Here is a 14,251-nt window from a genome sequence, read left to right as displayed (position 1 = left end):
GGAAATGCGCTGTCCCTATTGCGGGGGTCTCGAAACCCAGGTGAAGGACTCCCGTCCCACCGAGGACAGCGCCGCCATTCGCCGCCGCCGCATTTGCCCCGATTGCGGCGGCCGCTTCACCACCTTCGAGCGCGTGCAGTTACGCGAGCTGACCGTCGTCAAGCGCTCGGGCCGCCGCGTGGCGTTCGACCGCGACAAGCTCGCCCGCTCCATCGAGGTGGCGCTGCGCAAGCGCCCGGTCGATCCCGAACGGATCGAGCGCCTCGTTTCCGGCCTCGTCCGGCGGCTGGAGAGCATGGGCGAGAGCGAAATCTCCTCGGAGATGATCGGCGAACGCGTCATGGAAAGCCTCAAGCAGCTCGACGACATCGCCTATGTCCGCTTCGCCTCGGTGTACCGCAATTTCCGCGAGGCCAAGGATTTCGAGGCGGTGCTGGGCGAACTGGAGCCGCGACCGGACGAGGACGCAGAGACCGACGAACTCGCGGCCACGCGCCGGCGCGTGCCGAGCGAGGACTGACGCGACCGATCCGGTCACGCAGCACATTGCCAATGACTGAAAGAAAACAGGACGAAACCCTCATGGCCGCCGCGCTCAGCGTCGGACAGCGGGAACTCGGCCAGACCTGGCCCAATCCGGCGGTTGGCGCGCTCATCGTGCGCCAGACGCCTTCGGGGCCGATCGTTCTCGGCCGCGGCTGGACCGCGCGCGGCGGGCGGCCTCATGCCGAGCCGCAGGCGCTGGCGCAGGCGGGGGAGGCGGCGCGCGGCGCGACGCTCTACGTGACGCTGGAACCCTGCTCGCACCACGGGCGCACGCCGCCCTGCGTCGACGCCGTGCGCAGCGCGGGCATCGGGCGGGTGGTCGCGGCGATCGAGGATCCGGACTTCCGCGTGGCGGGGAGGGGCTTCTCCATCTTGCGCGAGGCCGGCATCGAGGTCTCCGTCGGCGCCGGTGCGGGGGAGGCGCGGCTCGCCCATGCGGGGCACATACGCCGCGTGACCGAGGGCCGGCCGCACATCATGCTGAAGCTGGCGGTTTCCGCCGACGGCAAGGTCGGCCTCGCGGGGCGCCGGCCTGTCGCCATCACCGGCGAGGTGGCGCGCGGGCGCGTCCACATGCTGCGCGCGACCTATGACGCGGTGCTGACTGGCATCGGTACCGTGCTGGCCGACGATCCGCAGCTCACCTGCCGGCTGCCTGGCATGCTGGATCGCTCTCCCGTGCGTGTCGTGCTCGACAGTAATCTGCGCCTGCCGGCAACGAGCGCGCTCGCCCGCAGCGTTTCAACGGCACCGCTGTGGATCCTCGCGGCGGAGGACGCCCCCAGCGAGCGCGAGGGGCTGATCGTCGCGCTCGGTGCCGAGGTGATGCGGGTGCGGCGCAAGGCCGACGGTGTGCTCGACCTCGATGCTGCGGTCAAGCTGCTAGCGTTGCGCGGCATCACCCGATTGATGGTCGAGGCCGGGCCGCGCGTCGCTGCTGCCTTCCTGAAGCACGATCTGGTGGACGAGGCCGACATCTTCGAGGCTCCGCTGCGTCTGGGCGACGAGGCGCTCGATGCGCTGGAGGGGCTGCCGCTTTCGGCTCTTGATACCTATCTGAGCGACACGGAAATCGAATGGCAGGGCAGGGATCGCCTGCGCATCATGAGGCGTCGCTAATGTTCACCGGGATCGTCACCGATATCGGCACCATCCGGAAGGTAGAGCCGCGCAATGATGTGCGGCGCCTGACCATCGCCACCGTTTACAATACCGCCACCATCGACCTTGGCGCCTCCATCGCCTGTTCGGGCGTCTGCCTGACCGTGGTGGCCACCCGGCCAGATGCCTTCGAGGTCGAGGCCGCGCCGGAAACCCTCGCTGTCACCAGCGCGCGCGATTGGATCGTCGGCCGGCGGCTGAACCTCGAACGCGCGCTGAAGATCGGCGACGAACTCGGTGGCCATATCGTGCAGGGCCATGTCGACGGCGTCGCTACCGTCGTGTCGCGCGAGGACATCGGCGAGACGACCCGTTTCGTGTTCGAGGCACCGGCGGCGCTGGCGCCCTTCATCGCCGTGAAGGGCTCGGTAACACTCGATGGCACCTCGCTCACGGTGAACGAGGTGGACGGCGTGCGCTTCTCCTGCCTGCTCATTCCGCACACGCTGGCGAATACCACCTGGGGCGACGTCCAGCCGGGCGACGCTGTCAATATCGAAGTCGACATGATGGCTCGCTATGCCGCGCGGCTTGCGGAGTTCCGCTGAGGCCTGTACGTCGTCGGCTCAACCAGTTTCATGAGGTTTCTCCATGGCGAGCCCCCGCCCGCCGCGCGCATCCGAGGCCGACGCCACGCCGCTCGATGGCGCGCGCGTGCTGATCGTCGAAGCGCGCTTCTATGACGATATCGCCGACGAGTTGCTGACGGGCGCCCGGCAGGCCGTCGCTGCCGCCGGCGCGAGCGCCGATGTCATCTCCATGCCCGGTGCACTGGAGATCCCCACGGCCATCGCAATTGCGGTTGACGCCGCGGCGGCTGCCGGCACTCCCTATGACGCGGCAGTGGCGCTCGGCTGCGTCGTGCGCGGCGAGACCTATCATTTCGAGATCGTCGCCGGGGAATCCTCCCGTGCGCTGATGGACCTCGCCGTTACCCGCAAACTGCCGCTGGGCAACGGCATTCTCACCGTCGAGAATGACGAACAGGCTTGGGTGCGCGCATGCGTCACCGAGGGCAACAAGGGCGGCGGCGCCGTCGAGGCGGCTCTGACCCTGCTGCGCCTGAAGCGCCGCGTCGGCGCGGCGTGAGGCAACCATGAGCGTTATTCCGAAAGCCGTGAACCATAAGCCGCTGCGCAAGAGTGCCGCCCGGCTCAATGCCGTTCAGGCGCTTTACCAGATGGACGTGGCGGCAACCCCGCTGCCCGAAATCCTCGCCCAGTTCGAAAGCCACTGGATCGGTCACGAGATCGAGGGCGACGAGATCGCGAGCGCCGACGTCAACCTGTTCCGCGATATTGTCGGCGGCGTGGTGCGTGAACAGCGCGTGATCGACCCGATCCTCGACGCCGCGCTGGTCAATGGCTGGCCGCTGAAGCGCATCGAGGCGGTGTTGCGCGCCGTATTGCGCGCGGGTGCCTATGAGCTCTCAGGGCGGCCGGATGTTCCCGCCCGCGTGGTCGTGGCCGAATATGTGAATGTCGCCGCCGCCTTCCTCGACCGCGAGGAAACCGGCATGGTGAATGCGGTGCTGGACGGCATCGCCCGCGAGCAGCGTCCCACTGAATTCACCAGTTGAGGATGATGCAATGACGGCGGATGGGTCGGGAGAGGACAGACTGATCGCCCGGCTGTTCGAGCCCATCGCCCGCCATCCGGGCGCTCTTGGCCTCAGGGATGATGCCGCTTTTCTTGATTTGCCCTCCGGCCATCGAATGGTGCTGACCAAGGATGCACTGGTCGCCGGCGTGCACTTCTTCGCTGATGACCCGCCGGCCTCAATCGCCCGCAAGGCGATGCGCGTCAATTTGTCGGACCTGGCGGCCAAGGGTGCGGAGCCGCTCGGCGTCCTGCTCGCCATCGCCATTCCCAAGGATATGTCCATCGAGGCGCTGGAAGCCTTTGCTGGCGGCATTGGTGATGATGCCCTCCTGTTCGGAGCACCGCTGCTGGGCGGCGACACCGTACGCACGCCGGGACCGTTCACTGTGTCGCTCACGGCCCTCGGCTCGGTTCCCGTCGGCCGCATGGTCCAGCGCACGACGGCCGGAGCCGGGCAGTCGATCGTCGTCACCGGGACGATCGGCGATGCGGCACTTGGGCTGGAACTGCGGTTGCATCCCGAACGGCCCGGCTTCCGCGCGTTGAGCGAGGGGCAACGGAGCTTTCTGGCCGATCGCTATCTCCATCCGCGCCCGCGTCTGGCGCTGGCGGGTGCCCTGCGCTCCCATGCCGGTGCCGCCATGGACATTTCCGACGGCCTGGTCGGCGACCTCGCCAAATTGCTAGCGGCTTCCGGCGTTGCGGGGGAGATCGAGGCGGGCCGCGTACCTCTGAGCACCGCGGCCCGCGCCGCCATCGCCGCGGAGCCCGCATTGCTGGAGACCGCGCTCACCGGCGGCGACGACTACGAGATTCTCGCAGTGATGGCGGATAGCCATCTCGACGCTTTCAATGCTTCCGCGACCGCGACGGGCATCGGGGCGACGGCGATCGGCCGGACACATGCCGGTGCGGGCCTCGTGGTGCATGACGCCAACGGTGCCGCCATGACCTTCGCGCGCAGCAGCTTCAGCCACTTCTGACGGCGTTCCCTGCTGCGTCCGCCGAAATGTTAGTCGTAGCGCGGATTGCCTGCGGGCTGTTCCCGACCTAGCCTCGCAAGCGAAGTGCCGACAAGGCACTCGTCATCGGGAAGTGCAATATGAAAATTGTCAGGATACTGGCCGCCGCTGCCGCAATGTCCATCGCCGCCGGCGCCGCCCATGCGGAAATCAAGAAGGTGCGGATCGGCACTGAGGGCGCCTATCCCCCCTTCAACTCGGTCGATTCCACGGGAAAGCTGGTCGGCTTCGACATCGATATCGCAAATGCTCTCTGCGAGAAAATGAAGGTCGAATGCACCTTCGTCGCGCAGGACTGGGATGGCATCATTCCCGCCCTTCTGGCCAAGAAGTACGACGCCATCGTCGCCTCCATGTCGATCACCAACGAGCGCAAGGAGAAGGTGGCCTTCACGGTCCCCTACTACCTCACGCCCGGCAACTTCATCGCGCCGAAGGATACCAAGCTCACCGAATTCACGCCGGAAGCCCTGAAGGGCAAGGTGATCGGCGCGCAATCCTCGACCACGGGCGCGACCTATCTCGAAGACAAGTACAAGGGCTCGGACATCAAGCTCTACCCCACGCAGGACGAGGCCAATGCCGACCTCGCCGCCGGCCGCCTCGACGCGGTTCTGGCCGACAAGTTCGTGCTCTACGAATGGCTGGAGAAGACCGACGCCGGCAAGTGCTGCAAGTTCGTCGGCGCGGACCTCGCGGACATGAATCCGGACGGCACCGGCATCGCGGTGCGCAAGGAGGACAACGAACTGCGCGAGATGCTGAACAAGGCCATCAAGGAAATCCAGGCCGACGGCACCTTCCAGAAGATCAACGCCAAATATTTCCCCTTCCCGATCAACTGAGCCTGGTGGCGCGGCGTCCCGTCAGGGGACGCCGCATCGCCAGTAGGACGCCCCTTCCATGAAAATTGATACGATCGTGCTCGGTGCCGGCATCGTCGGCACCTCGATCGCGCTCAACCTGCTCGAACGCGGCCGCTCCGTCGTTCTGGTCGACCGACGCGGCCCTGGCGAAGAGACCTCTTATGGCAATGCGGGCCTCGTCGAGCGCGCCTCCATCTATCCCACCGCCTTTCCGCGCAGCCTGAAGGCGCTGCTCGACGTCGCGCTGGGCCGTAATCCGGGCGCCAATTATCACTGGAACGCGCTGCCCGGCCTCGCGCCCTGGCTATTCGACTACTGGCGCGCCTCCGCACCAGCGCGCATCCTCGATTACGCACGGATCATGGATACGCTGCTGGTGCACACGGTCACGGAGCATCAGCGCCTCGCCGCCGCCAGCGACGCCGAGCACTTTTTCCGCGAGGGCGGCTGGCTGAAGCTCTACCGGACGGCGGACGGCCTTGCGCAGGAGCGCGAGGAGTTTCCGCTGGCACGCCGATATGGCCTCACCGCCAGCGAGATCAGCGTTGATGACGCTCTGGAGCTTGAACCATTCCTGCGGCCTGTCTTCACCGGTGCGGCCATGTGGTCGGATCCTCATTCGGTGTCCAGCCCGGGAGGCGTCACGCAAGCCTACGCTGCCCATTTCGCTCGCAGTGGTGGACGTCTCATGCGCGGCGACGCCCTTACGCTGGCCCGGCTCGGCTCGGGCTGGTCGGTCGCGACCGAGGAGGGCAGTTTCGAGGCCCCCGAGGCGGTCGTCGCACTTGGGCCCTGGGCGATGGACGTGCTGCGACCCTTCGGGGTCAGGCTGCCGCTGCAGGTCAAGCGTGGCTACCACATGCATTACCGCACCGAGGGCAATGCCGGACTCTCCCGGCCCGTGCTGGACGAGGAGGGGGGTTATGTCATCACGCCCATGCTCGGCGGCATCCGCCTGACAACAGGCGTCGAGTTTGCCCGCCGCGACGCACCGAAGACGCCGGTTCAGCTGACAGCTACCGAGATTTTGGCGCGCGAACTGTTCCCGCTCGGCGATCGGGCGGAGCCGGAACCGTGGATGGGCAGCCGGCCGGCCTTTCCGGACATGCTGCCGGTCATCGGCCCGGCGCCGGGACAGAAGGGGCTGTGGCTCGCCATCGGCCACCAGCATCTCGGCTTCACGCTCGGTCCGATCACGGGACGCCTGCTGGCGGACATGATGGATGGACGAACGCCGGTCGTCGACCCGGCCCCCTTCGCGGCCACCCGGTTCTGAAAACGACAAGAGGCGCCCAAGGGCGCCTCTTCGCATTTCCGGGTGGGGTATAGCCTAAAGCGTCGGCGCGAAGGTGTGATTCTGGAAGAACTGGCCGAGGATGGACAGTTCCGCGCCGCCCGTGGGCGTGGTGCGTGATACGAAGTCGAACACCTTGCCGTCCTTCAGGCCGTAATCGGCGATGCGCGTGACCCGCTTGTCCTTCGGGTCGAAATACACGGCGAGCACCCGCTGGTCGACGATCTCCGGCCGCAGGAACATGACCTTCTTGGCCTTCTGCGAGATGTAGTAAAACACCTCGCCATCGACGGTCGCGACGGTCGACGGCGTGCCGAGCACCAAGAGGACCTGCTCCTGGCTGGAGCCGACCGGTATCTGCTCGAGCGCGCCGGGCGTGGCGACATAGCCGCGCTGTTGTTCGCTGACGAAGGTCGTCGGCGTGCGCGCAAGGCCCATGGACGAAGTGGGCATACTCAAATCGCCGGGCGCGCAGGCGCCAAGTCCCAGCGCAGCGAGGGCCACAACGACAGGCCCCGGCCTGAGGGCGCCGGCCACCCGGTGCGATATGCGCGTCAATGCCATCCACTCATCTCCATCACCGCCGGTCGCAGCTTCCCGCGCAAAAAGCACAGGCAACGGCTCGCAGCAACCTTTCGCCGACGCCGGTCTCCCACAGGGGTTGCCAGCCGGAGCCACCCGCGCTACCCCGCAGGCAATGCCAAAGCTCTACGACGCCAGTACCCGACGGGGCGGCCACGACGCAGGGAGTCGGCCATGATTCTGCGTTTCTTCCGCCGCAACGACGACCGCGAGACCATTCAGCGTCTCTATGGCGCGATCGTGGCGCAGTCGCGCGATCCGGTATTCTATACGAGCTATGAAGTGTCCGATACGATCGAGGGACGCTTCGAGATGATCATCCTGCATGCCTTTCTGCTGTTTCATCGGCTGAAAGAGGAGGGCGACGAGCGGCGCCAGCTCGGCCAGCGCGTCTTCGATGCGTTCTGCATCGACATGGATGCCAACCTTCGGGAGATGGGTGTGGGAGACCTCTCCGTGCCGAAGAAGATGAAACGTGTCGCCGAAGCGTTTTATGGGCGCGTTGGCAGCTACGATGCGGCCCTCTCCGTACTGGACGACAGCGAGCTTACCGAGGCTGTGTTGCGCAACGTCTATGGGTCCAATCCGGGCCGTGCCGTGGAAGCGCAGGCCCTTGCGACCTATATCCGTAGCGCCGTCTCGGCGCTGAAGGCGGTTCCATTCGAAACATTCGCCAGGGGAGAATTCCCCCTGCCGCCGGCGAAAGATTCCACATTTGAGGAGAGCGTCGCACCATGAGTGATGTGCTGCCCCTGAGCCACCCAGTGCTGGTGGCGAGCCTGCCCGACACCGGCACGACCGTAAAACTGGCCCCCGATGCGGCGACGCGCGCCGCGCTGGCGGCCGATTTCGGCATTCCCGGCATTCCCGCGCTGACGGCCACCGTTAAACTTGTGCCGGGAAGCGGAGGAAGTGTTCGCGTCGAAGGGCATGTCGACGCCGTGGTGACGCAGAACTGCGTCGTCTCGCTGGAGGACTTCGACGCGCCGGTGTCCGAGGACATCGACATGCATTTCGTGCCGGGCGCCGAGTTGCCGGAAATCCGTCCGGGTGCCGAGATCGATGTGAGCGAGCTCGATCTGCCCGATCCGCTCATTGACGGTACGGTCGATGTCGGCGCGGTAGTGGCGGAGTTCCTTGCCCTCGGCCTTGATCCTTATCCGCGTAAGCCTGGTGTAGCGTTCAAGGGCGTCGAGGAACTGCCGGATAGCGAGGCATCGCCCTTTGCCGGGCTCGCGAAGCTGCGCGGGGATAGCGACAAGGGTGGTAACTAGGCGCGGCATTTTCGGCGAAAGCACACGACGCTATTGTCATCACCGCGTATCTGGGGCATGCCCTCTGCGCCCTGGCGGCCCGTTTCGGACCGCGCTCCCGAGTGAGAGACCGCACCACTAGATGTCTTCGACCGTCCGCATAGCGCTCGACGTCATGGGCGGCGACCATGGGCCGGACATCGTTCTGCCGGGAGCCGAGATCGCCCTCATTCGCCATCCGGACATCCAGTATGTCCTGTTCGGCGACGAGGCGCGTATCCGGGAGATTCTGGCGCGTCATCCACGGCTCGCCGCCGCAAGCCGCATCGTTCACACCGATGTGGTCGTGCGCATGGACGACAAGCCAAGTCAGGCACTGCGGCGTGGGCGTCGCGTCTCCTCCATGTGGCGGGCCATCGACGCGGTGCGCCTCGGCGACGCCGACTGCGCGGTCTCGGCGGGCAATACCGGCGCGCTGATGGCCATGGCCAAGGTCAACCTCAAGACCATGGCGGGAATCGATCGCCCGGCGATCGCCTGCCTGTGGCCGACCATGCGCGGCGAGAGCGTCGTGCTCGACGTCGGCGCGTCGATCGGAGCCAGCGCCCAGCACCTCGTCGATATGGCGGTGATGGGCGCGGCGATGGCACGTATCGTATTCGACATCGAACAGCCGACGGTTGGCCTGCTCAATATCGGCGTCGAGGAGATCAAGGGCGTCGAGGAGGTCAAGGACGCCGCGACGGCGCTGCGCGAGGCGTCCCATCCGGGGCTCGCCTATCACGGCTTCGTCGAAGGCGACGACATCGGCCGTGGCACGGTCGACGTGGTCGTCACCGAGGGGTTCTCCGGCAACATCGCGCTCAAGACCGCCGAGGGCACCGCCAAGCAGGTGGCGGACTATCTCAGGGCTGCCATCAATCGCAGTTTCATGGCCAAGATCGGCTACGTCCTCGCTCGCGGCGCATTCCGTGCGCTGCGCGAGAAGCTCGACCCGCGCAAGTCGAACGGTGGCGTCTTCCTCGGCCTCAATGGCGTGGTGATCAAGAGCCATGGCGGTACCGACGCCGAAGGCTTCGCCTCGGCGGTGGATATCGGCTACGACATGGTGCGCTATCAACTGCTCTCGCGCATTGCCGCGGGCATGAACAACCGTCCGCAAGTCGGCGCTGGCGTCGGCCGGGCGGTTCCCGTTACGGACGAAATGCAGGTTTCATCGTGAGTGCTATCCGTTCCGTGGTGCGCGGCGTCGGCGCCTATCTGCCAGCTCGCACCCTGACCAATGCCGATCTCGCCCTGATGGTCGACACTTCGGACGAATGGATCGTCCAGCGGACAGGCATCCGCGAGCGCCACATCGCCGCCGACGACGAGGTGACGTCCGATCTCGCGGTGAAGGCGGCCAAGGCGGCTCTTGCCGATGCGGGCCTGGAGCCCGGCGATATCGACCTGATCGTGGTAGCGACCTCGACGCCCGACAACACCTTCCCGGCGACGGCGGTGAGCGTGCAGGCGGCCCTCGGCATCACGCACGGGGCGGCCTTCGATCTTCAGGCGGTGTGCTCCGGCTTCGTCTTCGCGCTCGCCACCGCTGACAATTTCCTGAAGTCCGGCTCGTTCAAGCGTGCGCTGGTCATCGGCGCCGAGACCTTCTCGCGCATTCTCGACTGGTCCGATCGCACCACCTGCGTGCTTTTCGGCGACGGCGCCGGAGCCCTTGTCCTGGAGGCTGTCGAAGACGGCGAGGACAGGCGCGGGGTACTGACCACGCATCTGCGCTCCGACGGGCGCCACAAGAACAAGCTCTATGTCGACGGCGGCGTTTCCTCCACCCGGAGCGTGGGTTATCTGCGCATGGAGGGCCGCGAGGTCTTCCGCTATGCCGTCGGGATGATCACCGACGTCATCGAGGACGCCTTCAAGGCCACGGGCGAGACCGCCGAGACGATCGACTGGTTCGTGCCGCATCAGGCCAATCGCCGCATCATCGACGCCAGCGCGGTCAAGCTCGGCATTGCACCGGAGAAGGTGGTGATCACGGTCGACGGGCACGGAAATACGTCGGCCGCGTCCATCCCGCTGGCGCTGGCCTCGGCACGGACGGATGGGCGGATCAAGCGCGGTGATCTGGTGCTCCTGGAGGCCATGGGCGGTGGCTTCACATGGGGATCGGCGCTCATCCGCTGGTAGGGCATTCGATTGCAGCGATGCGCCGTTGACCGCGGCCGGTCGGGGCGCCTAGGCTTGCGGCTTGAAACAGAAAAAGTGACAGAGCAGGAGGCGGGCAATGGCGGGGCGCACCATAACGCGTGCGGATCTTTGCGAGGCGGTCTACCAGCGTGTCGGCCTGTCGCGAACCGAATCGGCCGCGCTGGTGGAAACCGTCCTGTCGGAGATCGCCGACTGCGTCGCGCGCGGGGAAACGGTAAAGCTCTCTTCCTTCGGCTCCTTCCTGGTGCGTCAGAAGGGCGAGCGTGTCGGCCGCAATCCGAAGACCGGCGAAGAGGTGCCTATCGCACCGCGGCGGGTGATGGTGTTCAAGCCGTCCAATATTCTGAAGCAGCAGATCAACGGCGACGCGGACGCCTCCGAGGCGTGAGCCGTCGCGAGGAGTAGCCGAGCGTGGAGAAGGGTCCCGACGCCTTCCGCACGATCAGTGAGGTCGCCGAAGATCTCGACCTGCCGCAGCACGTGCTGCGGTTCTGGGAGACGCGGTTCCCGCAGATCCGCCCGCTCAAACGGGGCGGTGGACGGCGTTACTACCGGCCGGACGATGTCGAGTTGCTCCGCGGCATCCGGCATTTGCTCTATTCCGAGGGCTACACGATCCGAGGCGTGCAGCGCATCCTCAAGGATGAGGGGCCGCGCTATGTGCAGGCCATCTGGCGCGATGTTGAAGCCGAGGAGTTTGGCGCTGCCGAATTCGACGAGGCCGAACGTCCCGCCGGCCGTCGCCCCGCGCGCGAGCCGGTCGATGCCGGGCATCCCGGAAGCGGCCGGGAGACGGAGGCCGTCCCGCGTTCAGGACCGCTCAGTGGTCTCCTGAATCTTCTGCCGTCGCGCCAGCGTGACGCGGCCGAGGAGCCCGCTCAGGCGCGTCGGGCGGCCACCAATCCCAAGCTGCGCCGGCCAGCCGACAGCGAGCCCGGCTTCATGGAGTTGCCGCTCTTGCCGGATCTCGCACCACAATCGCGACCGGCACGCAATGAGCCCTCGCGCGGTGAACTCCCGCGAGGGGAGCCTGCCCGTCGCCGTGAACCCGACGTGGCGCCTGCGGAAAGCCGGCGTGTGGATGTACCACCCGTGCCGCTCCGCCCCGCCGAGCCCCGTCCGAATTTCCCGTTCCGTGCGGTGACGCCGGAACCGGAGCCGGACGAGGAATATGAGGGGTATGAGGACGAGCCGGTGTCGGAGCCGCCGCGTTCGCGCGGTCCGGACGTGCCCCCGCCCGCTCGCCCGGTCGTGCTGCGTCCTGTCGAGGAGCCGGGAGCCCGCGTGACGGAACCGCTGCCGCCGGCGGGGTCACGCGCCCAGATTTCACCGAACGACGTCCAGCGCCTGCAGGCGACCCTGTACGAGTTGCAGGAGTGCCGGCGCCTTCTCGACGCCGCGCGCGAATAGTCGGTGCAGAGATTGGAGGGGACGGCCCAGTCGTGCCGGGCCGTACTCCTTGAGCCGTGTCAATCGACGACGGCGATCTCGACCTTTGCCACACCGCGCTTGCGAAAGCCGAGGCTGTCGGCGGCGGCGGTCGATACATCGATGATGCGACCGCGCACGAACGGGCCGCGATCATTCACGCGCAACACGATCGAGCGACCGTTCGACGCGTTGGTAACACGCACCCTGGTGCCAAAGGGCAGGGTACGATGAGCAGCCGTCATGGCCTGCGCATTATGTCGTTCGCCGTTCGCGGTGCGGCCGCCATAACCATAATACGACGCCATTCCGGTCGTCGCGAAACTCTTCTTCTGTTCAGCTAGCGCAGGTTTGCCGCCGGCGGCGAAGATGATCCCCATCGCGAGAGCCGCGGTGGCAATCCGTCCCGATCCCCAAGCCGTCAATACCTCTGTCCTTCTCCTGTTGCATCCTGCGAATCTGGATGGAAAGGAAATGTGGCGAGGGGATCACGGTTCAATGGCTAGAATGGGGATTCGACGTGTGCCGCATGTTATAATTCATAAGACATACGCCTCTGTCAGGATGCAGCTCGGCCACCTACACTGCAAGATGAAATGTCAACAATACTCACATTTTTACGTCTATACCCATGCCCGGACTGATTTTTCATCATCGACCCTGGAAGCCATTGGGGAATGTCAGGGGCTGATGCCGGCGGGCACGCCGTGGCGGGCTCAGGGGCGCGTCGTCCGCCATCGAAGGACGTCGACTGCAGGGCCTCTACGGCCTCCAGTGGCTGACGACGTTTTCAAGCGCTGGGCGCGGCCGGTCCTCGTTGATGCGATCCGGTCGACCGATATGAATGAACCCGGCAACCCTCTCGCCCGCCGTCACGCCCAGTAGCGCCGCGGCATCCGGATCGCGGCCGGGCCATTTCAGCAGCCACTGCGTAGCGAAGCCGAGCGCCGCTGCCGCCGCGGTGAGCGCCATCCCTGCGGCGCCCACGGAGAGAACCTGATTCCATTCCGGCACCTTGGCGGCGGGATCGGGACGGCTGACCAGCACGATGGTCAGTGGCGCGCGGCGCATGTAGAGCGTCCACATATCCGCCTTGGAATCCGGCAGGCTCGGATTCTGTAGTGCGTAGAGTGCGTCCAGTCGCTCGCCTAAGGCGCCGCGCGCCTCGCCCTCGATGACGACGAAGCGCCAAGGCACGAGCCTGCCGTGGTCGGGCACGCGCGTGGCAAGGCGCAGCAGGCAATCAAGTTCTTCCCGGTTCGGCCCCGGCTCGACGAGGCCGCGTAACGGCGCGGACCGGCGTGTCTCCAGTCGAGCCAGCATCTCCTGCAATGGCGGGATGATCCTTACCGACACCCCACCGGGCTCGAGGGCGGCACCGTGCGTGTGGTGGCCGTTAGAATGCTGGGTCATCACATCTCTCCACGACGGGACCGTAACTATAGTTCGAAGCCACGCAACATGCGGCGGCCTCGCTCTCTTGTCGGGCGCACGGCGCGACCTAGTTACCTCCCGGTCGTTTTCCACCGGGTGCCCCGCATGAGCTTTGTCATCCGCCTCGTCTTCGCCGTCGCCGCCTGTGCGATTATGGCCGTCGCCGCCGTGCTTCTCGTCTACGCGCCCTATGTCGTGCTGACCAAGGGGTTGGGTGAGGGCATGCCGCTGCATCAGGCGCTCCTTGAAATCGTCGGCTATCTCATCGTCGCCATCGCGCTTTTCGATGTGGCCAAATATTTCTTCGAGGAGGAGGTTCCCGCCGGCCGCGAGAAACGCACAGCTGCCGACACGCGGCGTGGGCTGACCAAGTTCGTCTCCACCATCATCATCGCATTGTTCCTTGAAGCACTGGTGCTGGTGTTCGAGACCGCGCGCGAAGACGCCGCCCATGTGGCCTATCCAGCGATTCTGGTTGCGGCGGCGTGCCTCACGCTGGTCGTGCTCGGCCTGTTCCAGCGCCTGAGCGCGTCGACAGAGAAAGAGATCGGCCCGGAGCCGGAAGGCGAACAAGAAAGTGGATTGCCGGAAAAGAGCCTAAAGCAGCGGCTTGCGTCGCGCGGCGCAAATGGCTAGACAAGCGACGCCTCACGGCGTCGGAGCGTAGCGCAGTCCGGTTAGCGCACTAGTCTGGGGGACTAGGGGTCGGAGGTTCAAATCCTCTCGCTCCGACCATTTCGAGCCTTCGCAAATTGCCGCTTTAACGCCGTGGAAACCACATTGAGCGCCTAATGGCGCCATGGTGCACGAGAGCAACATAGCGGTAGAGGTTTCTTCGGTCGTCGGGACTGA

17 protein-coding genes, 1 tRNA gene and 1 pseudogene are annotated in these 14,251 nt (G+C 66.0%); 16 read left to right on the top strand and 3 right to left on the bottom strand.

All coding sequences use genetic code 11. The annotated features are described in order from the left end of the window. Positions 1–4: 4 nt before the first annotated feature. The 8 genes from nrdR (at position 5) to ACO2RV_RS11200 (ending at position 6,473) form a co-directional block, all read left to right on the top strand. Positions 5–520, top strand: coding sequence for a transcriptional regulator NrdR (nrdR, locus tag ACO2RV_RS11235; protein ID WP_423292882.1), 516 nt, complete (start codon positions 5–7; stop codon positions 518–520). Positions 521–552: 32 nt separating this feature from the next. Then, on the top strand, positions 553–1,665 hold the full coding sequence (gene ribD, locus ACO2RV_RS11230; protein ID WP_423292880.1) for a bifunctional diaminohydroxyphosphoribosylaminopyrimidine deaminase/5-amino-6-(5-phosphoribosylamino)uracil reductase RibD: 1,113 nt from the start codon (positions 553–555) through the stop codon (positions 1,663–1,665). Continuing rightward, the gene (locus ACO2RV_RS11225; protein ID WP_423292878.1) at positions 1,665–2,255 is read left to right on the top strand and encodes a riboflavin synthase; all 591 of its coding nucleotides are present in this window, start codon (positions 1,665–1,667) and stop codon (positions 2,253–2,255) included. The genes ribD and ACO2RV_RS11225 overlap by 1 nt, the downstream gene beginning before the upstream one ends. Before the next feature lie 43 nt (positions 2,256–2,298). Beyond that, a complete protein-coding gene (ribH, locus tag ACO2RV_RS11220; protein WP_423292876.1) occupies positions 2,299–2,796 on the top strand; it encodes a 6,7-dimethyl-8-ribityllumazine synthase in 498 nt (165 codons plus the stop codon). A 7-nt stretch (positions 2,797–2,803) separates the two neighbouring features. Next, entirely contained in the window at positions 2,804–3,286 is a 483-nt protein-coding gene (gene nusB / locus ACO2RV_RS11215; RefSeq protein ID WP_423292874.1) for a transcription antitermination factor NusB, read from the top strand. A gap of 10 nt (positions 3,287–3,296) precedes the next feature. Further along, positions 3,297–4,292 carry a thiamine-phosphate kinase gene (thiL, locus tag ACO2RV_RS11210; RefSeq protein ID WP_423292872.1) on the top strand — a complete coding sequence of 332 codons (996 nt, stop codon included), beginning with the start codon at positions 3,297–3,299 and terminating at the stop codon, positions 4,290–4,292. A gap of 119 nt (positions 4,293–4,411) precedes the next feature. Then, entirely contained in the window at positions 4,412–5,176 is a 765-nt protein-coding gene (locus tag ACO2RV_RS11205) for an ABC transporter substrate-binding protein (protein ID WP_423292870.1), read from the top strand. Positions 5,177–5,234: 58 nt separating this feature from the next. Further along, positions 5,235–6,473 carry an NAD(P)/FAD-dependent oxidoreductase gene (locus ACO2RV_RS11200; protein WP_423292868.1) on the top strand — a complete coding sequence of 413 codons (1,239 nt, stop codon included), beginning with the start codon at positions 5,235–5,237 and terminating at the stop codon, positions 6,471–6,473. Positions 6,474–6,527: 54 nt separating this feature from the next. On the opposite strand, the gene ACO2RV_RS11195 is transcribed toward ACO2RV_RS11200, so the two are convergent. Next, complete coding sequence (locus ACO2RV_RS11195) at positions 6,528–7,055, bottom strand: outer membrane protein assembly factor BamE (RefSeq protein ID WP_423292867.1); 528 nt, start codon at positions 7,053–7,055, stop codon at positions 6,528–6,530. 192 nt (positions 7,056–7,247) lie between these two features. Here ACO2RV_RS11195 and ACO2RV_RS11190 point away from each other — a divergent pair, with 192 nt between their 5' ends. From ACO2RV_RS11190 to ACO2RV_RS11165, 6 genes and pseudogenes are all read left to right on the top strand, one after another. Further along, on the top strand, positions 7,248–7,811 hold the full coding sequence (locus tag ACO2RV_RS11190; RefSeq protein WP_423292865.1) for a ubiquinol-cytochrome C chaperone family protein: 564 nt from the start codon (positions 7,248–7,250) through the stop codon (positions 7,809–7,811). Continuing rightward, a complete protein-coding gene (locus tag ACO2RV_RS11185; RefSeq protein WP_423292863.1) occupies positions 7,808–8,347 on the top strand; it encodes a YceD family protein in 540 nt (179 codons plus the stop codon). Before ACO2RV_RS11190 ends, ACO2RV_RS11185 begins: the two co-directional genes overlap by 4 nt. Before the next feature lie 121 nt (positions 8,348–8,468). Next, the gene (gene plsX / locus ACO2RV_RS11180) at positions 8,469–9,548 is read left to right on the top strand and encodes a phosphate acyltransferase PlsX (RefSeq protein ID WP_423292861.1); all 1,080 of its coding nucleotides are present in this window, start codon (positions 8,469–8,471) and stop codon (positions 9,546–9,548) included. Next, positions 9,545–10,516: a beta-ketoacyl-ACP synthase III gene (locus tag ACO2RV_RS11175; RefSeq protein ID WP_423292859.1), complete on the top strand. Its 972-nt coding sequence runs from the start codon at positions 9,545–9,547 to the stop codon at positions 10,514–10,516. Before plsX ends, ACO2RV_RS11175 begins: the two co-directional genes overlap by 4 nt. Before the next feature lie 97 nt (positions 10,517–10,613). Next, positions 10,614–10,925 (top strand): integration host factor subunit alpha, encoded by a 312-nt coding sequence (locus tag ACO2RV_RS11170; RefSeq protein WP_423292857.1) that lies wholly within the window; start codon positions 10,614–10,616, stop codon positions 10,923–10,925. 23 nt (positions 10,926–10,948) lie between these two features. Further along, positions 10,949–11,189 (top strand): annotated as a pseudogene (locus ACO2RV_RS11165) (MerR family transcriptional regulator); the annotation flags it as partial. Positions 11,190–12,006: 817 nt separating this feature from the next. On the opposite strand, the gene ACO2RV_RS11160 reads toward ACO2RV_RS11165, so the two are convergent. Together ACO2RV_RS11160 and ACO2RV_RS11155 are read right to left on the bottom strand one after the other, a co-directional pair. Further along, a complete protein-coding gene (locus tag ACO2RV_RS11160) occupies positions 12,007–12,345 on the bottom strand; it encodes a septal ring lytic transglycosylase RlpA family protein (RefSeq protein WP_423292855.1) in 339 nt (112 codons plus the stop codon). 382 nt (positions 12,346–12,727) lie between these two features. After that, a complete protein-coding gene (locus ACO2RV_RS11155; RefSeq protein ID WP_423292853.1) occupies positions 12,728–13,378 on the bottom strand; it encodes a nitroreductase family protein in 651 nt (216 codons plus the stop codon). A gap of 117 nt (positions 13,379–13,495) precedes the next feature. Here ACO2RV_RS11155 and ACO2RV_RS11150 point away from each other — a divergent pair, with 117 nt between their 5' ends. Together ACO2RV_RS11150 and ACO2RV_RS11145 are read left to right on the top strand one after the other, a co-directional pair. Next, on the top strand, positions 13,496–14,035 hold the full coding sequence (locus tag ACO2RV_RS11150; RefSeq protein ID WP_423292851.1) for a GNAT family acetyltransferase: 540 nt from the start codon (positions 13,496–13,498) through the stop codon (positions 14,033–14,035). A 21-nt stretch (positions 14,036–14,056) separates the two neighbouring features. Then, positions 14,057–14,134: transfer RNA gene (locus ACO2RV_RS11145), tRNA-Pro, on the top strand. Positions 14,135–14,251: the final 117 nt, after the last annotated feature.

The sequence above is a fragment of the Ancylobacter sp. VNQ12 genome (assembly GCF_049445835.1).
Lineage (GTDB): Bacteria > Pseudomonadota > Alphaproteobacteria > Rhizobiales > Xanthobacteraceae > Ancylobacter.
Note: the sequence above shows the minus strand (reverse complement) of the source record. Positions and strands in the feature narration are given on the sequence as shown.